This window comes from Nonomuraea sp. H19 (assembly GCF_052068215.1).
Lineage (GTDB): Bacteria > Actinomycetota > Actinomycetes > Streptosporangiales > Streptosporangiaceae > Nonomuraea.
Genome location: NZ_JBQHCV010000015.1, coordinates 84,578 through 107,155, shown reverse-complemented (window position 1 = coordinate 107,155; position 22,578 = coordinate 84,578). Strand labels below are relative to the sequence as shown.

The 22,578-nt window shown below is 70.6% G+C and carries 20 protein-coding genes; 10 read left to right on the top strand and 10 right to left on the bottom strand.

The genetic code is table 11. From position 1 onward, the window contains the following. Positions 1-5 precede the first annotated feature (5 nt). Positions 6-1,283, bottom strand: a complete 1,278-nt coding sequence (locus ACTMTI_RS31005) for a glucarate dehydratase family protein (protein ID WP_441124162.1) — start codon at positions 1,281-1,283, stop codon at positions 6-8. Positions 1,284-1,296: 13 nt separating this feature from the next. Next, on the bottom strand, positions 1,297-2,241 hold the full coding sequence (locus tag ACTMTI_RS31000) for a 5-dehydro-4-deoxyglucarate dehydratase (RefSeq protein WP_441124161.1): 945 nt from the start codon (positions 2,239-2,241) through the stop codon (positions 1,297-1,299). Between the two features lie 103 nt (positions 2,242-2,344). Here ACTMTI_RS31000 and ACTMTI_RS30995 point away from each other — a divergent pair, with 103 nt between their 5' ends. Then, positions 2,345-3,139: an IclR family transcriptional regulator gene (locus tag ACTMTI_RS30995; RefSeq protein ID WP_441124160.1), complete on the top strand. Its 795-nt coding sequence runs from the start codon at positions 2,345-2,347 to the stop codon at positions 3,137-3,139. A 12-nt stretch (positions 3,140-3,151) separates the two neighbouring features. Continuing rightward, on the top strand, positions 3,152-3,901 hold the full coding sequence (locus ACTMTI_RS30990) for a sulfite exporter TauE/SafE family protein (protein ID WP_441124159.1): 750 nt from the start codon (positions 3,152-3,154) through the stop codon (positions 3,899-3,901). 27 nt (positions 3,902-3,928) lie between these two features. On the opposite strand, the gene ACTMTI_RS30985 is transcribed toward ACTMTI_RS30990, so the two are convergent. After that, positions 3,929-4,546 carry a TetR/AcrR family transcriptional regulator gene (locus tag ACTMTI_RS30985; RefSeq protein WP_441124158.1) on the bottom strand — a complete coding sequence of 206 codons (618 nt, stop codon included), beginning with the start codon at positions 4,544-4,546 and terminating at the stop codon, positions 3,929-3,931. Between the two features lie 86 nt (positions 4,547-4,632). Between ACTMTI_RS30985 and ACTMTI_RS30980 the strand changes: the two genes are divergently transcribed. Then, positions 4,633-5,376 (top strand): SDR family oxidoreductase, encoded by a 744-nt coding sequence (locus ACTMTI_RS30980; RefSeq protein ID WP_441124157.1) that lies wholly within the window; start codon positions 4,633-4,635, stop codon positions 5,374-5,376. A 30-nt stretch (positions 5,377-5,406) separates the two neighbouring features. Here the strand turns inward: ACTMTI_RS30980 and ACTMTI_RS30975 are convergent, their stop codons facing one another. The 5 genes from ACTMTI_RS30975 to ACTMTI_RS30955 all read right to left on the bottom strand — a co-directional run bounded on the left by ACTMTI_RS30975 (position 5,407) and on the right by ACTMTI_RS30955 (position 10,332). Further along, positions 5,407-6,189, bottom strand: coding sequence for an ATP-binding cassette domain-containing protein (locus ACTMTI_RS30975; RefSeq protein ID WP_441124156.1), 783 nt, complete (start codon positions 6,187-6,189; stop codon positions 5,407-5,409). A 2-nt stretch (positions 6,190-6,191) separates the two neighbouring features. Next, entirely contained in the window at positions 6,192-7,193 is a 1,002-nt protein-coding gene (locus tag ACTMTI_RS30970; protein WP_441124155.1) for a PfkB family carbohydrate kinase, read from the bottom strand. After that, the gene (locus ACTMTI_RS30965) at positions 7,183-8,166 is read right to left on the bottom strand and encodes a sugar phosphate isomerase/epimerase family protein (protein WP_441124154.1); all 984 of its coding nucleotides are present in this window, start codon (positions 8,164-8,166) and stop codon (positions 7,183-7,185) included. The genes ACTMTI_RS30970 and ACTMTI_RS30965 overlap by 11 nt, the downstream gene beginning before the upstream one ends. Then, positions 8,163-9,026, bottom strand: coding sequence for an ABC transporter permease (locus tag ACTMTI_RS30960; RefSeq protein WP_441124153.1), 864 nt, complete (start codon positions 9,024-9,026; stop codon positions 8,163-8,165). Before ACTMTI_RS30960 ends, ACTMTI_RS30965 begins: the two co-directional genes overlap by 4 nt. A 214-nt stretch (positions 9,027-9,240) precedes the next feature. Next, positions 9,241-10,332 (bottom strand): sugar ABC transporter substrate-binding protein, encoded by a 1,092-nt coding sequence (locus tag ACTMTI_RS30955; RefSeq protein WP_441124152.1) that lies wholly within the window; start codon positions 10,330-10,332, stop codon positions 9,241-9,243. Between the two features lie 351 nt (positions 10,333-10,683). On the opposite strand from ACTMTI_RS30955, the gene ACTMTI_RS30950 reads away from it, so the two are divergent. From ACTMTI_RS30950 to ligA, 5 genes are all read left to right on the top strand, one after another. Beyond that, positions 10,684-11,619, top strand: coding sequence for an AraC family transcriptional regulator (locus tag ACTMTI_RS30950; RefSeq protein ID WP_441124151.1), 936 nt, complete (start codon positions 10,684-10,686; stop codon positions 11,617-11,619). 84 nt (positions 11,620-11,703) lie between these two features. Continuing rightward, positions 11,704-11,901, top strand: a complete 198-nt coding sequence (locus tag ACTMTI_RS30945) for a hypothetical protein (RefSeq protein ID WP_441124150.1) — start codon at positions 11,704-11,706, stop codon at positions 11,899-11,901. 260 nt (positions 11,902-12,161) lie between these two features. After that, complete coding sequence (locus ACTMTI_RS30940) at positions 12,162-13,358, top strand: cytochrome P450 (protein ID WP_441124149.1); 1,197 nt, start codon at positions 12,162-12,164, stop codon at positions 13,356-13,358. A gap of 45 nt (positions 13,359-13,403) precedes the next feature. Beyond that, positions 13,404-14,030 (top strand): TetR/AcrR family transcriptional regulator, encoded by a 627-nt coding sequence (locus ACTMTI_RS30935; RefSeq protein ID WP_441124148.1) that lies wholly within the window; start codon positions 13,404-13,406, stop codon positions 14,028-14,030. A 110-nt stretch (positions 14,031-14,140) separates the two neighbouring features. After that, on the top strand, positions 14,141-16,225 hold the full coding sequence (ligA, locus tag ACTMTI_RS30930) for an NAD-dependent DNA ligase LigA (RefSeq protein ID WP_441124147.1): 2,085 nt from the start codon (positions 14,141-14,143) through the stop codon (positions 16,223-16,225). Between the two features lie 192 nt (positions 16,226-16,417). On the opposite strand, the gene ACTMTI_RS30925 is transcribed toward ligA, so the two are convergent. Next, positions 16,418-17,749 carry a cation:proton antiporter gene (locus ACTMTI_RS30925; RefSeq protein WP_441124146.1) on the bottom strand — a complete coding sequence of 444 codons (1,332 nt, stop codon included), beginning with the start codon at positions 17,747-17,749 and terminating at the stop codon, positions 16,418-16,420. A 167-nt stretch (positions 17,750-17,916) separates the two neighbouring features. On the opposite strand from ACTMTI_RS30925, the gene ACTMTI_RS30920 reads away from it, so the two are divergent. Together ACTMTI_RS30920 and ACTMTI_RS30915 are read left to right on the top strand one after the other, a co-directional pair. Then, positions 17,917-18,735, top strand: a complete 819-nt coding sequence (locus tag ACTMTI_RS30920; RefSeq protein ID WP_441124145.1) for a DUF6229 family protein — start codon at positions 17,917-17,919, stop codon at positions 18,733-18,735. 49 nt (positions 18,736-18,784) lie between these two features. Further along, positions 18,785-21,748, top strand: coding sequence for a type 2 lanthipeptide synthetase LanM family protein (locus ACTMTI_RS30915; RefSeq protein ID WP_441124144.1), 2,964 nt, complete (start codon positions 18,785-18,787; stop codon positions 21,746-21,748). Here the strand turns inward: ACTMTI_RS30915 and ACTMTI_RS30910 are convergent. Next, positions 21,738-22,565, bottom strand: a complete 828-nt coding sequence (locus ACTMTI_RS30910; RefSeq protein WP_441124143.1) for an AfsR/SARP family transcriptional regulator — start codon at positions 22,563-22,565, stop codon at positions 21,738-21,740. The genes ACTMTI_RS30915 and ACTMTI_RS30910 overlap by 11 nt on opposite strands. Between the last annotated feature and the right edge of the window lie 13 nt (positions 22,566-22,578).

Genomic DNA, 22,578 nt, shown 5'->3' with positions numbered 1-22,578 from the left:
CCGTTTCACCAGCGAGGGAGGGAAGGCTGGACCCAGTCGGGGTGGACCTGGCGCATGGCGGCGACGTCGTCCCGGTCGCGCATGTCGGGGCGGCCGAGCCAGCGCTCGTGCAGCGCGCCCAGCGCGTCCCGGTCGAGCTCGACGCCGAGCCCCGGCGCGTCGCTCACCTCGATGGCGCCGCCGGTGAAGCGGTGCGGCTCGGTGATGACGTCCTCGCTCTGCCAGGGACGATGGCTGTCGCAGGCGTAGCTCAGGTCGGGGATCACGCTGGCGACGTGGGTCATCGCCGCCAGGCTGATGCCCAGGTGGGTGTTGGAGTGCATGGACAGGCCCACGCCGTACGTCCGGCACAGCGCGGCCAGCTCGCGGGTGGCGTGCAGGCCGCCCCAGTAGTGGTGGTCCGACAGCACGACCTGGACGGCGTCCTTGGCGAACGCCTCGGGCACCTCGGCGAACGTGGTGACGCACATGTTCGTGGCCAGCAGCGCGCCGGTGCGCTTGCGCACCTCGGCCATGCCGTCGATGCCGGCGGTCGGGTCCTCCATGTACTCCAGCAGGTGGCCGACCTCCTCGGCCACGCGCACGCTGGCCTCGACCGACCAGCCGCCGTTCGGGTCGAGCCGCAGCGGGTAGCCGGGGAACGCCTTGGCCAGCGCCTTGACGGCGGCGATCTCCTGCTCGGGCTCGAACACGCCGCCTTTGAGCTTGAAGGAGGTGAAGCCGTAGTCGTCGGCGAAGCGGCGGGCCTGCCGGACCACGCCGTCGGGGTCGAGGGCGGCGCCCCAGTCGTCGGGCGCCTCGCCGGTCGGGTGCTCGGCCCATCGGTAGAACAGGTAGCCGCTGTAGTCGACGCGGTCGCGTACCTTGCCACCGAGCAGCGCGTGCACCGGCAGGCCGGTGATCTTGCCGAGCGCATCGAGGCAGGCGACCTCGAAGGCGGACACGACGCTGCGGATGAGCTTTTCGTTGTTGCGCGCCCCGCGCAGGCCCGCCGGGTCGAACTCCTTGACCTCGTCGGCGGAGCCGCTCAGCGACGCGGACGCCAGGGCGTACAGGCCGTTGACGGCAGTGAGCTCGCGACCGGTCACGGCGTCGGCGAGCTTGCGGGCGATGTCGAGGTAGTCGGTGTCGCCGTAGGTCTCGCCGATGCCGGTCGCGCCGTCGTCGGTCTCGATCTCGACGATGGTGCGCGGTGTGTACGGCTGGTGCACGCCGAGCACGTTGAGCAGCGGCGGGTCGCTGATCAGGATGGGCGTGACGGACGCCCGAATAATTCGTGACATACGGTGATTCCTTCTAGCTGGCGGCAGCGAGGGCGAGTCCGGTGGTCAGCAGTCCGTCGAGGACCTGGAGATGCTCGGGCGAGGGATCGGTCAGCGGGGCGCGTACCGGCCCGACGTTCGCGCCGCGCAGCCGGGCCGCGGCCTTGACGAGGGAGACCGCGTACCCGGTCCCCTGGTCGCGCAGCTCCACCAGCGGCACGTAGAACTCCTTGAGCAGCCGGTCGACGCGAACATGATCGTCGGCGTGCAGCGCGGTGAAGAAGGAGCGGGCGATCTCCGGGGCGAAGGCGTGCACGGCCGAGGAGTAGGCCGGGATGCCGATGCTGCGATAGGCGCGCGCCTGCATCTCGGCGGTGGCCGCGCCGTTGAAGAACAGCCATTCGGCGGGCGCGGCGAGCTTGATGCGCTGCAGCCGGTCCAGGTCGCAGTGGCCGTCCTTGACGCCGATCACGTTCGGGATCGCGGCGAGGGCAGGCACGCTGGCGATGTCGATCCTGACCTGGGCGCGCTGGTAGACGATGATCGGCAGCGCGGTGCTCGCGGCAACGCGGCGCACGTGCTCGACGAGGCCCTGCTGCGGCGTCTCGGCCAGGTACGGCGGCAACAGGAGCAGCGCGTCGGCCCCGGCCCGCTCGGCGGCGGCGGCGAACCTGGCGGCCTGGGCCCAGCCGTAGCCCACGCCCGCGACCACGGGAGTCGCGCCTCCGGCCTCCTCGACCGCCGCGCCGATCAGGCTCGCGTACTCGTCCTCCGCGAGCGAGAAGAACTCACCGGTCCCGCAGCACGGGAACAACGCGCCGGGGCCGGCCGCGAGCTGCGCGCGCACATGCGCGCGGGAGGCGTCCAGATCCACCCCGCCGTCAGCGTCGAAAGCCGTCAGCGGGAACGACAGCACACCCGTGTCCATCCCTCGGCGCAGCCGTTCGGATATCTCCTCGGTCGTATATGTAGCAGGCAACCTGTCTCCATATGTAGATTGCTGTCACGTGGCGAGCAGTTTCGCCTTATTTTGATAATGTGTCAACACCCTGACCCAGACCCTGAGACTTTGTGAGGTTCATGTGACCCAGCCCGAAGCGGGGGTACGGGCCGTCAAGTCCGCCGCCCGGACCATCGAGCTCCTCGAACTCCTGGCCTCCCGCCAGAACCGGCCCGCGCGCCTGCGCGAGCTGAGCGAGGCGCTGGGCGCCCCCCGCAGCAGCGTGTACGCGCTGATCCGCACCCTCGCCGAGCGCGGCTGGGTCCGCACCGACGAAACAGGCACCCTCTACAGCATCGGCATCCGCGCCCTGCTGGCCGGCACCACCTACCTTGACACCGACCCCTACGTGCGCATCGCCCAGCCCCACATCAACGACCTCAGCGCCAAACTCGACGAGACCATCCACTTCGGCAGGCTGGACCGCACCGACATCGTCTACCTCGCCACGAAGGAGTCGAGCCGCTACGTGCGCCCGTTCAGCCGGGTGGGCCGCCGGCTGCCCGCGTTCAGCACCGCCATGGGCAAGTCGCTGCTGGCCGAAAGGCTCGGCACCCCGCACGAGGTGCCGATCCCGCAGCCGATCGCGCCGCTGACCCCGAACACGCTGGTGGACGAGCAGACCCTGCGGCGGGATCTCGAGCTGACCCGCGAGCGCGGACACGCCATCGACAACGAGGAGAACTACGCCGGCGTCAAATGCTTCGGCTTCGCGCTGCGCTACAGCTCCCCCGCGACGGACGCGATCAGTTGCTCGGTGCCCATCGCCAACCTGACCGCGGCGCGGGAGAAGGAGATCGTCGACGCGATGGAGCACGTCAGGATGGCCATCGAAAGGATGGCGCCGATCGATCTGGCCGCGCCCGGGTGGGTCTGACGGTTGGATCTCATGTCAGCGGCCCTGCTGATGGCGGCGGGGCTGGGCTCCGGTCTGGCCGGTTCCATCGGCGGGCTCGCCTCACTGTTCAGCTATCCGGCGTTGCTCGCCTTCGGCCTGCCTCCCGTCGTCGCCAACGTCACCAACACGGTGGCGATGTTCTCCACCACCGTCGGCACCGCCGCCGGCTCGCGGCTGGAACTACGCGGCCACGGGCGGCGCGTCGCCAAATTGGTCGTCGTGGCCGCCGCGGGCGGCTCGGCCGGGGCCTGGCTGCTGATGGCCACCCCGGCCACCGCGTTCGAGTTCGCGGCGCCGTGGCTCATCGCACTCGGCTCGGCGCTGCTGCTGGCCAGGGACCCGCTGCGGCGGCTGGCCGACGCCCGGGCCGCCAGGACGGCGTCGGCGGCCTCGTTCCTGCCGGTCGCCGTGGCGGTGGCGCTGGTCGGCGTGTACGGGGGCTACTTCGGCGCGGCCGCCGGCGTGATCATGCTGGCCGTGCTGTGCGCCGCCGCCACCGAGCCGTTGCCGGTGACCAACGCGATCAAGAACATGGCCACCGGCGCGGCCAACATCACCGCCGCGGTCGCGTACGCGTTCCTGGCGCCGGTGCACTGGCTGGCCGCGGCCGCGCTGTCGTGCGGCTGCCTGGTGGGCAGCTGGCTGGGGCCGCAGATCGTCCGGCGGTTGCCGGAGCGGCCGCTGCGCTTCGCCATCGCCCTGGCCGGCTTCGGCCTGGCGGCGAGCCTGTGGGTGACGTGACGCGCCGGCTCCAGCGATCCCGTTCGATCAGTGCGGTACTGCTGCCGCGTTCTCCGTGCGCGGCGACGGGGGCCATGCCTGCAGGGTGAGGTCCACCATGGCATGCAGGTCCTCACGGGATGCGCCGCCGGCCGCCTGGACGGAGATGCCGTAGGAGATCGCCCAGACGTATCGGGCCAGGGCCCCGGGGGCCGCGGACGCCGGCAGATCACCCTCGGCGCGAGCTCGCTCGAAGCGTTCGCTCAACCCCGTCTCGGCCGCGCGCCGTAGCGCCGCCAGCTCCGCGCGGATCGGCCGGCCGTGGGCGCCGGTCACCAGAGCGCTTTGCACCATGAGACAGCCGTCCGGCCCGTCCGGCGTCGTGGCGACGTCGATGGCGCCGCGCAGCAGGGCCTCGGTGACCGCTCGCGCCGTGGGCCGGTCGATGGCCGTGCGGACGTGGGCTGCCGGACCGTTGAGATACCGGTCGAGCGCCTGGCGGAACAAGGCCTCTTTGTTGCCGTACGCGGCGTACAGGCTGGGGCGGTTGATCCCCATCGCCGTGGTCAGGTCCGACAGCGCGGTGCCTTCGTAGCCCTGGCGCCAGAAGACCTCCAGCGCGCGGTCGAGCCGTTCGTCGACGTCGAAGGTGCGTGAGCGTCCCATGGGCTTGCCCCCTGCCCGGTTTTCGTACCGATCGATATAGTATCCTCTAAATTTGATACCGATCGGTACACAAAATGGAGGCTCGCATGACGTTGAAGGGGAAGGTCGCGCTCGTGACGGGCGGATCGCGGGGCATCGGAGCGGCGGCGGCCTGCGCGCTCGCCGAGGCGGGCGCCGACGTGGCGATCGGCTACGCCACCTCCACCGAGAAGGCGCGAGGGGTCGCCGCCCGGATCGAGGCCATGGGCCGCCGCGGCGCCGCCTACCAGGCCGATCAAAGCGACCCCCGCCAGGTCGAGGACATGGTCAACGCTGTCGTCACAGACTTCGGGCGGCTCGACGTACTGGTCAACAGCGCGGGGGTGTCGCAGCGGGCCGTCCTCGGCGACCAGCGGGACGAGCCGACGGCCCAGGACGACTTGTATGACGTCAACCTCGCCGGCGTGGTGTCCGCCATTCGCGCCGCGGCCAAGGTGATCGGCGAGGACGGCCGCATCATCACGATCGGCTCCACCTTGGCCGACCGCACCGGGTTTCCGGGGATGGCCGACTATGCGGCGACCAAGGCCGCGATCGTCGGCTACAGCAAAGGCGCGGCACGAGACCTGGGCCCCCGCGGCATCACGGTCAACGTCATCCAGCCGGGCGCGGTCGCGACCGACATGAACCCCCCGGAGGGCGAGTTCGCGGACGCGCAACGAGCCCTGAAGGCCTTGGGCCGCTTCGGACGTCCCGAGGAGATCGCCGCGGGCGTGGCCTTCCTCGCCAGCCCCGCCGCCTCCTTCGTCACGGGCACCGTCCTCACCATCGACGGCGGCTACCTGGCCTGACCAGGGAGTGCGTGGGCCGGCTCGGCACGATCAGGGCGTCGCCGATGTGCCCTCGACCGCCTCCGACGTGGCGCCGGTCAGCAGGCCGACCAGCTCTGTCCCGCTGGTCTCGGCAGCACGCCGGCCGGCGATCGCCATGCCCTGTCTCATCACCCAGATGTGGTCGGCCAGCGCCATGATCTCCTCGAAATTGTGGCTTACGAAGATCACCGTGATGCCCTGGGCCTTGAGCCGGCGGATGAGCTGATGGACCTCGGCGCTCTCGTTGACGCCGAGGGCCGCCGTCGGCTCATCGAGAATGATCACTTTCGCGCCCCAGGCGACCGCCCGGCAGATGGCGACCGCCTGGCGCTGGCCTCCGGACATCCATCGGATCAGGCCGTCGACGCTGATCCGGTCGGCGGCGCCGATCTGTGCGAGCATCTCCCGTGCCTGCCGCTTCATCGCCCGCCGGTCGAGCAGTTTCAAGCCCGGCAGTCCGCGTTGCGGTTCGCGGCTGAGAAAGAGGTTCTCTGTCACGGTGAGCTCATCGAGCAGGGCCAGATCCTGATAGACGGTCTCAATGCCCAGGGCGCGGGCCCTGCGGGGATCGCTGATGGCGACCTCGTGCCCGTCGAAGGTGATCTGTCCTGAGTCGGGAACATGAAGACCGGCCAGGCACTTGACCAGGGTGCTCTTTCCCGCGCCGTTGTCGCCGATCAGCGCGGTGATCTCGCCCTGGGTGAACGAGACGGTGACGCCCTTGAGCGCCGCCACGCCGCCGAAGCTCTTGCGTACATCACGCACGGTCAGGATCTGCTGAGGCGTGGTCATCCCTAGACCTTTCTGGATCTCGCCGGCATGAGAATCGATCTGTTCTGCATCAGCTCGAAAATGCGCGGACCGTCGTTGATGTTGAGCCATGATTCACGCCTGCTGCACGCCAGGGCCCCTCCCGCGGCGGCGGGGTAAAGGCTGTCCAGGAGCGATGTCCCCCGCGCCAGGCTGGACACCAGCATGGCGAGGAACGAGTCGCCGGCCCCGACGGCGTTCACGGTGTCGATCGGGTGTGCGGTGAGTTGACGCAGCTCACCGTGGGCGGACATGCCCCACACGCCTCGCGGCCCCAGGGTCACCACGACGTCCCGGTAGCCCTCGTCAGTCCTGCGCAGTCGGTCGATGACCGTCCACAGGCTGATCGGCAAGGGCTGGTCGGCGCCGACGACGTCCAGCCACAGGGCGAAGGCTTCCTTCTCGTTGACCACCAGCACGTCCGTGTACGGCAGCAGCGCCCGCGAGCCATGGGTCGGCGGCGAGAAATTGACGATGACCTTGGCGTTCATCGCCCGGAAGGCGCGCACCGCGTAGAGCGCCGCCTCCAGCGGGATCTCGAAGTCGAGGACCAGGTGGGTGAACGTCAGGCCGCTGGCGAGGACGCGGTCGATGTCGGTGTGATCGACGCTTCCGTTGACGCCGGGGACGACGCACGTGTCGTAGTCCTTCTCGGCGTTGACCCGGACATGGCCCACGCCCGTCGCGCCGCTGCCATCGGTCTCGACGAAGTCGTGATTGACGCGGCTCTTGTTGAGCGCCCGCCGGATGAGACCGCCGAAGATGTCGTTGCCCAACCTGCCGACCAGGTACGGCGAGATCCCGGTGGCCGCCACGCTCATCGCCACGTTGAGCCCCTTGCCGCCGATGCCCAGTTCGAAGGCCTCGCCGATGTTGTAGTCGCTGCCGGCGGGCTGGGCCGACTCGTAGGCGATGAGGTCGGCGTTGAGGCTGCCGATGACCGCGACGCGCACTCCCTCTGGAATCTCCCCCAAATCAATGGTCACCGTTGGCCACCAACGCCTTCCACCATGCCGCGCCGCCGGCCAGCGCGTCGGCATCGGGCAACGTCGTCGCGTCCGCCACGAGTTTCCTGGCGACGCCGAGCAACTGCTTGGCGCGCGCGATGTTCATCTCGCACTCGCCGAGCGGATCTTCCCGAATGGGATCGGTGTCGAAGTAGAACGTGCCGGCATAGCCGTCGCGTACGAGGTAGAAGAATGCTTCCAGCGTCTCCACGAGGTGTACCGATGCCACCATCAGGCCATCGTCCGCCTTCGCATAGCCGTCGTTCAGCTGCAGGCCCTTGAGCAGACCCTGCCGCAGGCACAGGGCGATCGACTGGGCCGGGTTCTCCTGTGCCATCAGCAGGTGCGCGAAATCCAGGGTGACGCCGAGGTTCGGTCGCTGGACCTCGGCTATGAGCGTCAGAACGCTGCCCGTGGTCGACAACAACGTCCTCGCGCGCGGCTCCGCGGGCTTGTACTCGATGCTCATGTCGAGGTCGTGTCCATAGGCTGCGACCTCCGAATAGCATTCGCACAGCCAGTCCCAGGCCCTGGCGTAGTCGAGCTGCATCGGATATTCGTAGCCGTCGTGCGCCGGCCAGAGAATGACATGTCCGGCGCCCAGATCACGGGCGACGTCGACGGCCTCCTTGGTGACCTGCACCGCCTGGGCCCGCCGGCCGGGGTCGGCGTTGGTGAAGGCGCCGCGGGCGAAGTCGGAGGCCGGCCAGCGCAACTGCAGACCGGTCACTTGCAGGCCCGCGGCGTCCGTGGCCGCCTTGACCTCGCTCGCCGAGACATCGAGGAAATGCTCGGGAAAGTTCAGTTCGAGGGCGTCGAGTCCCTTGACCCGGCCGGCCCGTTGGATCAGTTCGGTGGTCGGAAGCTTTTTCGCCGGGTGCGCCGTGCCCTCGCCGAGGGCGAAGGAGTTCAGCCGGGTGGCGTACAGTGGCGAAGTCGAGCTCAGCGTCATCGCGCCGCCTGCTTTCTGCTGAAGAAGCGATCCACCAGGACCGCGATCAGGATGATCGCTCCTGTGACTACGTACTGCACGTACGCGTTGACATTCAGCAGAGTCAGGCCGGTCCTGATCGAGCCGAGCAGGATCGCCCCGAGAATCGTGCCGAATATCGATCCCCTTCCGCCGGTCAGGCTGGTGCCGCCGACCACGACGGCCGCGATGGCCGTGAGCTCGAACCCGGTGCCGGTGATCGGTTCCGCCGCGCCGACGCGGGCTATCAGCATCAACGCGGCGAGCGCGCAGAGCACCCCGCAGAGGGTGAAGGCGTAGAGACGGGTGGGCCTGACCCGGACGCCGCTCTTGCGCGCGGCGTCCGCGTTGGTGCCCACCGCGCGCAGGTACGTACCGAGGCGGGTGTTGGTCAAGATCAACCAGCACAGGCCCGTCACCACCAGGAGCAGGATGATGGGACTCTGCACACCGAGGAAGGAGCCCGCGAATATGGTCCGGAAGCCATCGTCCAGGCCGAATACGGGGCGTCCATCGGTATACAGGAACGCGAGGCCTCGAAAGAGGTTCAACGTCGCGAGCGTCACGATGAAGCTCTGCAGATTCAGGTAAGCGGTGAAGAACCCGTTGAACAGCCCGAGCAGCGCGCCGAGGACGAGGCCCACCACGATGGTCAGCGGTGTGCCCCAGACGGCCAGGTTGACGGCGCACACCACGCTCACCACACCGACCGTCGAGCCGACCGACAGGTCGATGCCGCCAGTGATGATCACTAGGGTGACGCCGAGCGCGACCACCGCGATGATCGACGATTGCACGACGATTTCACCGAGGTTGGCCAATCCGATGAAGGACGGCTCCATGACGGTGAAGATGACGAAAACAGCGATGAGAGCGCCGAGAACACCGCCGATGCGGTAGCTGGATATCCGGCGCGGTCCACCCGGCCGGATGCCGGCGGGCTCGTGGGCGCGCGCCGGCGGCGACTGCGACCGCGCGTTCTCACCTCTGGCGATACTGGACACCTATCTTCGTTCCCTTTCGCGACTCGCCGTTGATGTGATTGATGACGTACCGTCAGCTCAGCGTCGGCGGCGGCGTGTCGACGTTCTCCTTGGTGATCAGCGCCTGCGGGGTGTACACCGCGCGGGGGACCTTCTGCCCGGCCAGGACGCGAATCGCGACGTCCACGGACACCTGGCCGGTGAGCTGGGGGTAGGAGTCGACGGTGGCCGTGAGCTCACCGGCCCGGATCGCCTTGTAGGCGTCCTCGACCCCGTCGGTGCCGATGATCATGATCTTTCCCTGCTTGCCGGCGGCCTTGACCGCCTCCACGACGCCCAGAGCCATGGTGTCGTTGTTGCAATAGAAGGCGGCGATGTCGGGCGTCTGCTGGATGATCGACGCGGCGGCGTCCCGGGCTTTCTGGACGTCCCAGTCGGCCGGGACGCTGGAGACCACATCGAGGCCGCCCTGCTTCGCTGTGTCGGTGAACCCCTTGGTGCGCTGCTTGGCCGCGTACACCCCTGCCTGGCCCTCGATGACGGCCACCTTGGACTTCGGCGGAAGCTTCTCGATCAGATACTTCGCGGCGGAGACGCCGTTCTGGATCTGGTTGGGGCCGACCCAGCGCTGCGCATTGGGGAACACCGCGTCGTTGACGTTGATCACCAGACGCCTGCCGCTCTCGGCCTTCTCAACCGCGGGGCACAGGTTGGTGTCGGATTGCGGCGAGGCCAGGATGGCGGTGTAGCCCTTGTTCAGCATGGTCTCCGCCGCGTTGAGCTGGCCGACCTGGTCCGACTCACTCGCCGCGGCCTGGACATCGAGGCGGATCGAGTACTTCTGGGCGCGCTCGGTCTGGCCCTTGGCGAGGGCGACCCAATACTGGTTGCCCAGGAACTTCATGATCGAGCCGAAGTTGGCGTCGGCAGGCGGCGCCGGCACGGGTCCCAGGCTTTTGGCGAGGTCGGAGTAGTCGATGCTGTCGGTCGCGTCGTCGGTACTGAAGGGAGCGCTGACCTGGGAGCAGGAGTTGGTGGCGGTCCCGCCCGAGCTCGCCGAGCTCGCAGTTCCTGACGGACCAGCGCATCCGGCACTGATGAGAAGCAACAGGAGCAGCGCGGCGCTCCCGGTGAGTCTGCGATGCGGGGAGATCGTCTTGGGCATCAAGGCCCCCCTCATTTCGAACACGTGACGCCGTTCCCACAAAGGCAGGTCAGCGGCGGTTGGTTCTCTGGAGAGTAGGCTTTGGTTTTCGGCAGCAGTTTTGCTCGAGTACATGTGGCCGAATCGTTACCAATATGACCCATATGTCCCGAATTGGGAATCCAATTCGGACAAATCGCCCGTCGATACGTCCGAAATCGAGCAGGCCGTCAGCGTTGACAGACCCGTTGACGCCGACGCGCACCAGCCGCGCCGGAGGACAATCGGTGACGGCTCCGGCCCTGCTCAGCCGCACACCGCGCCGGCGGTGAGCACGCTCGCTCTCATCCGGGTTCGTCTACGCTGACCAGCATGGATCCGCTGACGGACCTGTTGAACGGGATACGGACCGCTGGGGCGGTCTTCAATCAGTCCTCGCTCTCGGGTGCCTGGGCGGTGCGCTTCGAGGACGGCTCTCCGCTGGCGCTGGCCGTGCTCCTGCACGGTGCGGCCTGGGTGATCCCCCACGCAGGCGTTCCTGTGCGGCTGGCCCACGGCGATGTCGCGGTGCTGAGCGGCAGCGCACCGTATGTGATCGCGGACGACCCGGCCACGGAGCCGGACGTGGTGATCCGCCCCGGCGGCCGCTGCACGACCGTGGATGGCGAGGACGCCAGGACCACTCAGAGTGCGGGCACCCGGAGCGCAGCCGGTGGCACGGTGCTGCTGAACGGCCTGTACTCGGTGGACAGCGGCGTCCCCGGCCGGCTGCTCGCGGCGCTGCCCCCGCTCGCCGTCGTCCAGGCAGGGCAAGGAGCGTGCCCTGTCAGCCCGGCGGCGTTCGATGACGTCACCCGCCTGGAACCCGGTCAGCAGGTCTTGCTGGACCGGATGCTGGACCTGATGCTCATCACCGCGCTGCGCACCTGGTTCACCCGCCCCGGCGCCCAGGTCCCGGCGTGGTATCGCGCGTACAGCGACCCCGTGGTCGGATCGGCCCTGCGGCTGCTGCACGCCGACCCCGCCCATCCATGGACGGTCGAGGTCTTGGCGGCCAAGACGGGCGTATCCCGGGCGGCCCTGGCCCGGCGCTTCACCGCCCTGGCCGGACAGCCCCCGATGACCTACCTGCGCGAGCAGCGGCTCGCCCTGGCCGCCGATCTCCTACGCGAGCCCGGCACCACGATCGCCGCAGTAGCAGGCCGCGTCGGCTTCTCCAGCGCCTTCGCCCTGAGCGCCGCGTTCAAGAAGGCACGCGGCATCAGCCCGCGCGACCACCGGACAGGCACGGCACCGGCCCAGACCTGACGGCCCACGCGAACACGCGTAGTACAGCGTGACAGCCGTCGCATACGTAATGCTCATCAATGCGCCGGCCTGGGCGATCGGCCCATGCCCATGTGCCTCATGGCCAACGCCGGCGTCCTGACCGCCACCGCCGACGCCGCCCCGGAAACCTGGCGTCGGCTCGTCGGCTATCTCCTGCAAGCCTGCGCCGCCCCGGCCGCGCAGCCCCTGCCCGACCCACCCACATCCCGGCAGATGTACCGGGCCATGATGCGCACGACGCATCAGCAACGCGGCGGGTAAGGGCCGAGTGACCGAACCACGCCCTCGCACAAGAAGAAAGATCAGTGGGTGCACTCACATCGGCCAGCGAGGACGCACCGCGCGGGGCTCAGCACCAGGGCAGACCATCCTCAAAGGCCGTCGCCGAGTCCGAGACTGTTCACCGGCCGCGCGGTGACCACCCGGTCGCGTCAGTGCGCGGCAGGTTAAGTGATGGGTTACTATCACTTGTAGCGCGCACCGCAAGTCTGTTCCGAGGCCCATCTTCCTCAGGAGATGACATGAGCGATTCTGTGACGTTGCCCCTGCACATGCGGCGCACCATGTTCGACCCGGTTCCCGAGCTCGCATCCGTGCGCGACAGGGAAGGCGTGCATCGGACGTCTACGCCGTTCGGCATGGACGCCTGGCTCGTGACCCGCTACGCCGACGTCCGGCAGGTGCTCGGCGACCACCAACGCTTCAGCAACGCCCTGCCCCTGCAGTTTCGCCCGCCGGGCGCGCCGGAGATGACCGACGAGCAGATCAAGGCGATGCGGGCGGGCAACCTGCTCGGTTTCGACCCGCCTGAGCACACGCGGCTGCGCCGGATGCTGACACCCGAGTTCACCATGCGCCGGATGCGCCGCCTGGAACCGCGCATCCACGCCATCGTCGCCGACCACCTCGACGCCATGGAGCGCACAGGCCCGCCGGTCGACCTCATCACGGCCTTCGCCCTGCCGATCCCCTCCCTGGTGATCTGCGAGCTGCTCGGAGTGCCGTACGAGGACCGGGACGACTTCCAGCGGCGCACCGGCAGGCTGCTGGACCTCGCGCTGCCGGTCGAGGAGCGGATGGCGGCGCAGATGGAGTCGCGCGCCTACATGGCGGGGCTGGTGGCCCGTGCCCAGGCCGAGCCGGGCGAGGACATGCTCGGCATGCTCGTGCGCGAGCACGGCGACGACCTGTCCGCCGACGAGCTCGCCGGCATCGCCAGCCTGCTGCTGCTGGCCGGCCACGAGACCACCTCCAACATGCTCGGACTCGGCACTCTGGCGCTGCTGCGCCACCCCGACCAGCTGGACCTGATCAGGAAGGAGCCCGAGCGGATCAACGCCGCAGTGGAGGAGTTGCTGCGCTGGCTCAGCATCGTGCACTCCGGCGTGGTCAAGTTCACCACCACCGAGGTCGAGGTGGCAGGTACGCGCATCCCGGCCGGCGCGCTGGTCATGTGCGCCCTGGCTGCCGCCAACCGCGACCCCGCGTTCATCTCCGAGCCCGATCGCCTCGACATCACCCGCGGCGACCTCGGCCACGTCGCCTTCGGTCACGGCGTGCACCACTGCCTGGGCGCGCCGCTGGCCAGGATGGAGATGCGCATCGCCTTCCCCGCCCTGTTCGAGCGCTTCCCCGGCCTGCGCGAGACCGGCACTCCAGCCGAGTTCCGCTCCTTCCACTTCGTGTATGGGCTGTCCACCTTCGAGGTTGCCTGGTAGATCCGCATTCCTAGGCGCTCCGCGTGGCTTGCTAGCCTTCAGCCTGTGCACGAGCAGCGACAGCGAGCCGACGCGCTGCGCAACGCCGACAAGATCGTCAGAGCGGCGATCGCGATCCTGCGCGAGCATGGCCCCGACGTCTCCCTCGAGGAGATCGCCCGGCACGCGGGGACCGGGAGCGCCACGGTCTACCGGCGATTCGGCGACCGCGACGGGGTGATTCGGGCCGCCTTCCAGACCTACTTCGCCGAAGAGGTCGAACCCCTGGCGCTGGCCGCGCGCGACGCCCCCGACGCCGGGCAGGCGCTCACCGAGTCGCTGACCGCCACGGTCGCCACCCTGTCCGCCCATCGAGGGCTGCTGAAGGCGGCCAAGGAGTCGGGGGCGTTCACCGTCGACATCGCCGCGCGCTTCATGGGGCCGCTCGGCTCCGTGCTGGCCAGGGCCCAGCGGCACGGCCAAGTGCGGGCCGACCTGATCGTCCGCGACCTGGCCGCGATCGTCGTCATGGCGCTGGCCACCGCGCACCCCGACGACCCCGCCCACAACGACCCCCACCGCTACCTGGCCCTGCTGCTGTCCAGCCTCCGGCCATCGGCCGACGAGTTGCCCGCCCCCTCCGACGCCCACCTGATCCCGGAAGCGGACACCGGCCACTGCCCCAGGCAGTAAAGGGACCGCCGCGCCGGCATCACGCCGGCCGCAAGCTCGGCGTGATGCGTCCCCACGACGCCAGGCACTTGGGTCTCGGAACTGTCGGTGGCGACCGGCATTGTGGTGCCATGACCGAGACGCCCCCTTCCGCCGTCCTCGCCGATGACGCGGCCTACGCCGAGGCCGTCCAACTCGCCGTCGACTCCGCCGCCGCCTACTACGCCGACGGCACCTCCGCACTTGATGACGACGCCTACGACCGGCTGGTGCGGGGCATCCAGGCGTACGAGGAGGCCCACCCCGAAGCGGTGCTGCCGTCCTCGCCGACTGGCAAGGTGGCCGGCGGCGCGGTGGTGGGCGACGTGCCGCACACCGTGCCCATGCTGAGCCTCGACAACGTGTTCGGCACCGACCAGCTTGCCGACTGGGCGGCCGGGCTGGAGCGCCGGCTCGGCCATCCGGTGACGGCGTGGAGCGTGGAGCCCAAGCTTGACGGCCTGGCGATCTCGGCCCGTTACCGGCACGGGCGGCTCGCGCAGCTCGTCACGCGCGGCGACGGGGCCGCGGGCGAGGACGTCTCCCACGCCATCGGCACCATCGTCGGCCTGCCCGACAGGCTGGTCGACCCGGTCACGGTGGAGCTGCGCGGCGAGGTCATGATGACCACCACCCAGTTCGAGGAGGCCTGCGCCAAGCGGCAGGCCCACGACGGCACCACATTTGCCAACCCGCGCAGCGCGGCGGCGGGCACGCTGCGTGCCCAGGACAGGCCGTACGTCTGCGAGCTGACATTTTTCGCTTATGGGGTGTTGCCACCTTCCGGCGACGACTCCGAACTGGCGGTGCGCCTGCGGGAGTTACCGCACAGCGAGATCATGAGGTGGGTGGCCACGCAGGGCGTGCAGACCACCGCCGCCACGCCCGTCGCCGGCATCGTCGCCGAGACGCTGGAGCGGGTGGGCGAGCGCGTCGCCGAGATCGCGGCGGCGCGAGCTGGGCTGCCGTTCGGCATCGATGGCATCGTGATCAAGTGCGATCTGGCCGGCGACCAGGTCGAGGCCGGGTTCAGCTCGCGCGCGCCGCGCTGGGCGATCGCCTACAAGCTGCCCGCCACCGAGAAGATCACCAAGCTGCTCGCCGTCGAGTGGAACACCGGCCGCACCGGCATCATCGCGCCGCGTGCCGTGCTGGAGCCGGTCGAGCTGGATGGCAGCGTCGTCACCTACGCCACCCTGCACAACGTCGCCGACATCACCCGCCGCGGCCTGATGATCGGCGACAACGTGGTCGTCTACAAGGCGGGCGACGTCATCCCGCGGGTGGAGTCGCCCGTGGTGCACCTGCGCACCGGCGAGGAGCAACCGATCGCGATCCCGGAGGTCTGCCCGTCCTGCGGCGACGCCATCGACAGCTCACAGGAGCGGTGGCGGTGCGTGCGCGGGCGCGGCTGCCGGGCGATCGCCTCTATCGTCTACGCCGTCGGGCGCGACACGCTCGACATCGAGGGCCTGGCCGAAAACCGCATCAAGCAGATGCTCGACGCCGGGTTGATCAGCGACTTCGCCGACCTTTTCACCCTCACCCGCGAGCAGCTCCTCGCCCTCGAACGTATGGGCGAGACCAGCACCGACAATCTGCTGGCCGCCATCGAGCGGGCCAAGCGGCAACCGCTCAGCCGGGTGTTCTGCGCGCTGGGCGTGCGCGGCACCGGCCGTTCCATGAGCCGGCGCGTGGCCCGTCACTTCGCCACCATGGACGCCATCCGGGCCGCCGACGCCGAAGCGATCCAGCAGGTGGAGGGCATGGGCCCGGAGAAGGCTCCGGTCGTGGTCGACGAGCTGATCGAGCTCGCACCGCTCATCGACAAGCTGGTCGCGGCCGGTGTCAACATGACCGAACCCGGCGCCACCCCGCCCGCCGCCGAGGGCGTGAGGCCGTCGGAGGCCGCCGCTCCGGTGGCCGAGCTGCCGCTGGCGGGCCTGGCCGTCGTCGTGACCGGCTCGATGACCGGCAAGCTCGGGACGCTCAGCCGCAATGAGATGAACGAGCTGATCGAGCGCGCGGGCGGCAAGGCGTCCTCCAGCGTCTCGGCGAAGACGTCGCTGCTGGTAGCCGGCGACAAGGCCGGGTCCAAGCGGGCCAAGGCCGAGAGCCTGGGCGTGCGGATCGTCGATCCGGAGGAGTTCGCCACCCAGGTCAGCGCCTTCCTGTGAGCGCCCTGCCCCGACGGCGGGCACCGTTGGCCTGACCCCGCTCGGCGGCGACCTGCGGCAGCGAGAAGCTCGATGTCCGGCTGCGGATGCGCGCGGAGCCGGATGCGGTGGTCCTGGGACGTGACGTCGCCGGCCAGGGCGGCGGCGGTAGATGCGGGGGCGTCGGCCGCTCTGGCCACGCGCCGTCGGCGGTCAGGCCGGGCTTCGAGGGACGGTTGCGGGCTGGGGACCGTCGACGTTCCTGAGGTTCTCCTCCTCGGTGAGGGCGACCCTGGCCATCGCCACCCGCAGGATCGGCGGTGCCATGAGCGAGGTGACGACCGCGACGAGGATGATGATCGTGTACGTCTCCAGGTTCAGGACGCCGAGCCGCAGGCCGACCATGGCGACGATGACCTCGATGACGCCGCGGGCGTTCATCCCCGCGCCCAGCGCGAGCGCCTCCCAGGAGGTGAGCCGGCTGAGCCGGGCTCCGAGGAAGGCCCCGGCGAACTTGCCGACGATGGCGACGGTCAGCACCAGGAGGCCCGCGCCGAGGATCTCCGGTCTGGCCAGGGCGGTCATGTCCATGCGCAGCCCTGCGGTGGCGAAGAACACGGGGGCGAGCACGGCCAGGACGACGGTGCGCAGCGGGGCGAACCCGGCGGGGTCGGGTTTGCCCCAGGCGCCGATGAGGATGCCCATCACGAAGGCGCCGAAGACGGCCTCCAGGCCCAGCGCGTGGGTGCCCGCGGCGGACAGCAGGATGAGCACCACCGTGACGGCGGTGACGGTGGAGGGCGTGCGTACTCGCCGGTAGAGCCGGGCGACCAGCGGCTTGCCGACGAGTGCCGCGAAGAGGAGCACCGCGAGCACGTACGCGATCGAGAGCACCACGTTCTGCGTGGCCAGCCCGGTCGTGGCCATGACCGAGACGATCGACAGCATCACCCAGCCGAACACGTCGTCCACCATTCCGGCGACCAGGGTGAGCTGGCCGATGTTGCGGTGCAGGAGGTTCATGTCGAACAGGGTCTTGGCGATGACCGGGATGGCGCTCACGCACATGGCCACCCCCAGGAAGAGCGCGAACACCGTACGGTCCGGGCTGCCGGCGGCCAGCGGCGAGGGCAGCAGCCCGGTGCCGATGCCCAGCGCGAACGGGATGACCAGGCCGAACAGGCTGACCTTGGCGGCCGTGGCGCCCCGCCTGCGCACCAGCCCGAGATCCAGATGGCTGCCGGTGATCCCCACCAGCAGCAGCACGCCGAGCTGGCCGACCGCGTCCAGCAGGTGGAACTGCTCCACGTCGCGTGGCAGCAGCCAGGCCGCCAGGGCGGGGGCGGCGTGCTGGAGGAGCGACGGGCCCAGGATGACGCCGGCGCACAGCTCGCCGACCACGGCAGGCATCTTCCACCGTACGGCGAGCCTGCCGAGCGCCACGGCGACAAGGAGCAGCACTCCGACCTGGAGCAGGAACACCAGCAGCAGGTGGGTGCCGAGCGGCGGTACCGGCGGGGTCACCACGATGGATGAGTTGGTCACAGTGCTGCCTTTCTCGCGTCATCGGACTTGCCCGGCTCGCGGCGCGTGCGCAGGCTGCGGGTCACCGCACGTTCGCGTGAATCCCCCGAATGCTCTCCGTGCGCTCCCGGCGCCCGAGGACAGAGCTCCGGGGTCTGCGAAGTGATACGCCCGGGACGGCGCCGGGGATGACGGTACTTTCCGTACGTCGCGGTGCGGGCGGGACTGCAACGGATCTGCAATGGCCGCTGGGAGCATCTGGATTGACCAAGAAGACGAGCCCAGGAGGGACCGGTCACATGTCAGAACTCACCCAGTGGCAAGCCGAGGAGGTCGTCGCCGCCTGGCGCGCCGGGCAGCAGACGGCCCAGGGGTTCGACGAACTGATCAACCCGGCCGGACCGCTGTTCGGCGCCGGCGAGGACGATCTCACCTTCGAGTCGGTCACCTCGGGTAACACCCGGAGTGCGGACAACACCCGGAGCCTGGCCAACACGCGTACTGCCAACACCCGTGACATCAACACGCGTGCGGCCAACACCCGTGACATCAACACGCGTGCGGCCAACACCCGTGACATCAACACCCGCGCGGCCAACACCCGTCAGATCAACACGCGTGCGGCCAACACCCGTGACATCAACACCCGCGCCGCCAACACCCGTCAGATCAACACGCGTGCGGCCAACACCCGTGACATCAACACCCGCGCCGCCAACACCCGTCAGATCAACACGCGTGCGGCCAACACCCGTGACATCAACACCCGCGCCGCCAACACCCGTCAGATCAACACGCGTGCGGCCAACACCCGTGACATCAACACCCGCGCCGCCAACACCCGTCAGATCAACACGCGCACCGTCAATACCCGCACCGTCAACACGCGGGAGCTGGCGAACACGCGCGCCCTGGCGAACACGCGCAGCATCGCGAACACTCGCACCAACACCCGCACCTTCGGCAACACCCGTACCGTCCAGTTCGAGATGACCGCGGTCTCCTAGCCGTGAACATTACCGACCGGACATATCTGCACACACGGGTAACGACACCGTGAACGACACCGTGCCGGGCCACCTGCTGGAACCTGCCCTGGTTCGGCTGGCGGCCCGGCTCGGCGCGGTTCCGGGGCTGGCGGAGGTGGAGCGGGACGCGCTGCACGCCGCCGCCGAGACGGCACTGCGCGACACCGTACGCCGGCTCATCGACCGCGTCCTGCTCCTGGAGCTGCACGCGGCCCGGCTCACCGGCCGGCTCACTGCGGCCGATCCGGCGGCCCGGTGGGCGGAGTGGCAGGCCCAGACGGCCACTCCCGCCTTCTGGACCTCGCTGGGCGGCCACTATCCGACGTTGCTGCCCCGCCTGCGCCGGGTGATCGGCAACAGGTGCGCGGCGGCGCTGACGCTGGCGCACCGGTTCGTCACCGACCGCGCCGCACTCGGCCCGCTCATGGGTGGCGGTGGGACCGGGCTGGTCGAGGTGGAGTTCGCGGCCGGGGACAGCCATCGGGGCGGGCAGACCGTGGTCCTCCTGGGTTGCGAGGGCGGCTGCGTCGCGTACAAGCCGCGGCCGGTCACCGTGGACCGCGCCCTGGCGCGGTTCCTGGAGCGGGTGCTGCACGATGAGCCGGCCGGCACCCGGATCCGGGTGCCCGAGGCCGTGGCCCGTGGCACCTACGGCTGGGTCGAGTACGTCGAGCACCGCTACTGCGACGGTGACGAGGAGCTGCGTGCCTTCCATCGTGGCCTGGGGCACTGGCTGGCGGTGATGCTCCTGCTCGGCGGCAGCGACATGCACGCCGAGAATCTCATCGCGGCCGGGCCGGTGCCCGTCGTCGTGGACTGCGAGACGCTGTTCACGCCGCCGCCGCCCGCCATGGAGCTGGGTTTCGGCGACGCCACCGACAGGGCCGCGGCGCTGCTCGGCGGCTCGGTGCTGAGCACCGGCCTGCTACCGGACCGCGGGGTGGCGCTCGGCTGGCGCGGGATCGACCCGTCCGGGATCGGCTCGCTGCCCGGCCAGCAACCGGCCGCGGAGCTGCAGGTCATCCTGGACGCGGGCACCGATCGGGCCAGAGTGGGCCGGGCCTCCGTGGAGGTGCCCATGGAGCGGAACCTGCCGAGCCCCGACCCGGTGCTGGGCGCGTACTGGGACCAGGTGGTCGCCGGGTTCACCGAGCTCACCGAGCGGTTGCGGGGCCTGGACGAGGCGGGTGAGCTGGAGCCGGCGCTCGCCGGTTTCGCCGACGTGCCGGTCCGGGTCGTCCCCCGCTCCACCGAGTCGTACGCCGAGCTGGGCCGCATGTTGTGGCACCCGGCGTCGCTGCACGACGAGCCCGCCGCCCGCGAACGCGCCGAGGCCGTGCTCGCCCGCCAGGCGGTCAACGTGCCCGGCAGGCCGGACGATCCGGCCGTGATCGCGGCCGAGGTGGCGGACCTGCTCGTCGCCGACGTGCCCGTGTACTCCACCACGCCTCGCAGGGGACTGCTGACCGGGCCGCGCGGAACGACGTGGGGAGCGGCGGACGACCTGTTCGCCGGTACGCTGCGCCGCTGGCGGGCGGCCGACATCGAGGTGGAACGGCAGGTCATCCGATCCGCCGTGGTCGGCGCGTACCTGAACGACGGGTGGTTGCGCGGTGAGCGGACCCTGGTGCCGCGCCGGGTGCGTACCTCGGGCCTGGACCGGCGCCGGCGTACGGCGGCGGCCGGGATCGTGCGCGGGCTGGCCGCGTCCGCCGTGCGGGGGGACGACGGCAGCGCCACGTGGATCGGACCGGTGCTCGACTCGGCCGGCTGGGCGGTGCTGCCGCTCGGGCTGGACATGTACGGCGGTACGGCGGGAATCGCCGTGCTGCTCGCGGGCTACCAGCACGAGGTGGAGCACGGCCGGGCGGATCCGGTGCCCGAGGCGGCCGAGCTGCTGCGAGCCGTGCTGCGCACCCTGCGCGACACCGGGGATGCCCTGCTGTCGGCCGGCGCCTGGGAGGTCGCCGGGGGCTATCTCGGGATCGGGTCGTGGATCTGGGCCTGGCTGCTGCTGGGACGGCTCGGTGCGGTCGAGCCGGCCGAGGCGGTGTCCCAGGCGTCGGCCGTGCTGGCCGATCTGCCTGCCTCGCTGGCCGGCAACGCGTCGTTCGGGCTGGTCGATGGGCTGGCGGGGGCGGTGGTGCCGCTGCTCAGGCTGGATGAGCACGTCGAGGGCGGGCACGCCGGCGCGGTGGCGCTGGCGGATGAGATCGGGTCCCGGTTGGTGGCGGCGGCGGAGGTCTGCGACGGCGTCGTACGGTGGGCGAGCCCGGAGCCGTCCCTGGGCTCCGCCGGGCTGGCCCATGGTGCCGCCGGGATCGGCTGGGCGTTGTCCCGGCTGGCGGCGGCCACCGGGAACGCGGAGGCGGCAGCTCTCGCCGCCGCCGTCGTCTCGGCGGAGCCGGAGCATCCGACGGACGCCGCCGTCTCCGAGGAGCCCGGGCACCCGACCGCCGCCGCCGTCTCACAGAGGCCCGAGCGCGCGATGGTGCTCGAGCACCCGACGGTCGGTGCCGCTACCTGGGCTTACGGGGCGGGCGGGATCGGGGTCGTCGCGGCGGACGCGTTGCGGCGGGTGGCCCCGGGTGACCTGGTGAGCGCCGCGCGGTGGCGCGCCGTGCTGGGGCGGGCGGCGGCGGTGTGCCGGGCGGACGGTTTCGGCCGGAGTCACGCCCTGGCCCACGGGGACCTCGGCGCCTGGGAGGTGCTCACGCTCGCCGCCGCCACCGGCGCGCTCGACGTCGACAGGGAACGGCTGGACGCCCGCGTGCTCAGCGGGATCGAGGAGTTCGGCCCCTCCAGCGGGTTCGCCGGGAACGCGCTGGTGCCGGGGCTGCTGCCCGGGCTCGGCGGTGTCGCGTACCAGTTGCTGCGGATGCACCCCGGCTGCCCGCTGCCCTCCGTCCTGCTCCCCGACCCGGGAGCCGGCGACCTGACAGCGCACGCTCAGCCATCGGCGGCCGGGCTCTCCCAAGGGGCTAGGGGGTGAGCGTGGCGCTGCGGAGGATCGCCACGTGCAGGGCGCTGGTGGCCGGCGTGGGATCGATGCCCAGCTCCTCGGCGAGCGTGGCCCGGAGCCGCTCGTAGGCGGCCAGCGCCCTGGCGGGCTCGCCGGCCAGCTCGTACGCCCGCATCAGCAGGCGGCAGGCGATCTCGTCGAACGGATCCTGCGCCACGGCGGACTGGGCGGCCAGTCGCGCCTCCGGCAGACGCCGGCGGCGCAGCGCGGCGGCGGCGGTCACGTGCAGCGCCCGCCGCAGGACGTCGGCCCGCGCCGCCCTGGCGGGCTCGGCCCACGCCGCGTCCGTGGCGTCGGGGAACACCTCGGCGTCGGCGACGAGGCGGACGGCGTCGCCCGCGAGCCGCATGGCCCGGCGCGCGTCGCCGGCCAGGGCGCCTTCGGCGACGCCGGCCAGCTCACGTGCCTCCCACAGGTCGACGCGGACGTGCCGGCCCAGGCGGTATCCGCTGCGCCCGCCGAGCACGACGCCGGGGTCGAGCGTGGCGCGTAGCCTGCTGACCAGCGTGGCCACGTTGTCCCCCGGCCGCGACGGCCACCTCTCGCCCCACAACGCCTCGGCGGCGGCGTCCAGGTGCACCAGCCGCCCGTCGGCCACGGCGAGCAGCGCGAGCAGCGTACGAGCCTTGCGGCTGCCCACCTCGGCGCCGGTCAGGCGGCGCGCCCCGACGAAGACCGCGAACTCGCCGATGAGCCGCAACCGCACCTCACGCCCGCTGTCCACGACGGCTCCCCGAGGCGCCCGGAGCACGGGCCCGCCGGGGCCGGTGAGACGGAGTCCGTCCATCGCACGCCCTCCC

Excerpts from the sequence above, each read along its gene's own strand:
- ACTMTI_RS31005 (WP_441124162.1), bottom strand. The coding sequence starts at position 1,283 with ATGTCACGAATTATTCGGGCGTCCGTCACGCCCATCCTGATCAGCGAC.
- ACTMTI_RS30990 (WP_441124159.1), top strand. The coding sequence starts at position 3,152 with ATGTCAGCGGCCCTGCTGATGGCGGCGGGGCTGGGCTCCGGTCTGGCC.
- ACTMTI_RS30985 (WP_441124158.1), bottom strand. The coding sequence starts at position 4,546 with ATGGGACGCTCACGCACCTTCGACGTCGACGAACGGCTCGACCGCGCG.
- ACTMTI_RS30980 (WP_441124157.1), top strand. The coding sequence starts at position 4,633 with ATGACGTTGAAGGGGAAGGTCGCGCTCGTGACGGGCGGATCGCGGGGC.
- ACTMTI_RS30975 (WP_441124156.1), bottom strand. The coding sequence starts at position 6,189 with ATGACCACGCCTCAGCAGATCCTGACCGTGCGTGATGTACGCAAGAGC.
- ACTMTI_RS30965 (WP_441124154.1), bottom strand. The coding sequence starts at position 8,166 with ATGACGCTGAGCTCGACTTCGCCACTGTACGCCACCCGGCTGAACTCC.
- ACTMTI_RS30960 (WP_441124153.1), bottom strand. The coding sequence starts at position 9,026 with ATGGAGCCGTCCTTCATCGGATTGGCCAACCTCGGTGAAATCGTCGTG.
- ACTMTI_RS30955 (WP_441124152.1), bottom strand. The coding sequence starts at position 10,332 with ATGCCCAAGACGATCTCCCCGCATCGCAGACTCACCGGGAGCGCCGCG.
- ACTMTI_RS30950 (WP_441124151.1), top strand. The coding sequence starts at position 10,684 with ATGGATCCGCTGACGGACCTGTTGAACGGGATACGGACCGCTGGGGCG.
- ACTMTI_RS30945 (WP_441124150.1), top strand. The coding sequence starts at position 11,704 with ATGCCCATGTGCCTCATGGCCAACGCCGGCGTCCTGACCGCCACCGCC.
- ACTMTI_RS30940 (WP_441124149.1), top strand. The coding sequence starts at position 12,162 with ATGAGCGATTCTGTGACGTTGCCCCTGCACATGCGGCGCACCATGTTC.
- ligA (WP_441124147.1), top strand. The coding sequence starts at position 14,141 with ATGACCGAGACGCCCCCTTCCGCCGTCCTCGCCGATGACGCGGCCTAC.
- ACTMTI_RS30920 (WP_441124145.1), top strand. The coding sequence starts at position 17,917 with ATGACGGTACTTTCCGTACGTCGCGGTGCGGGCGGGACTGCAACGGAT.
- ACTMTI_RS30910 (WP_441124143.1), bottom strand. The coding sequence starts at position 22,565 with ATGGACGGACTCCGTCTCACCGGCCCCGGCGGGCCCGTGCTCCGGGCG.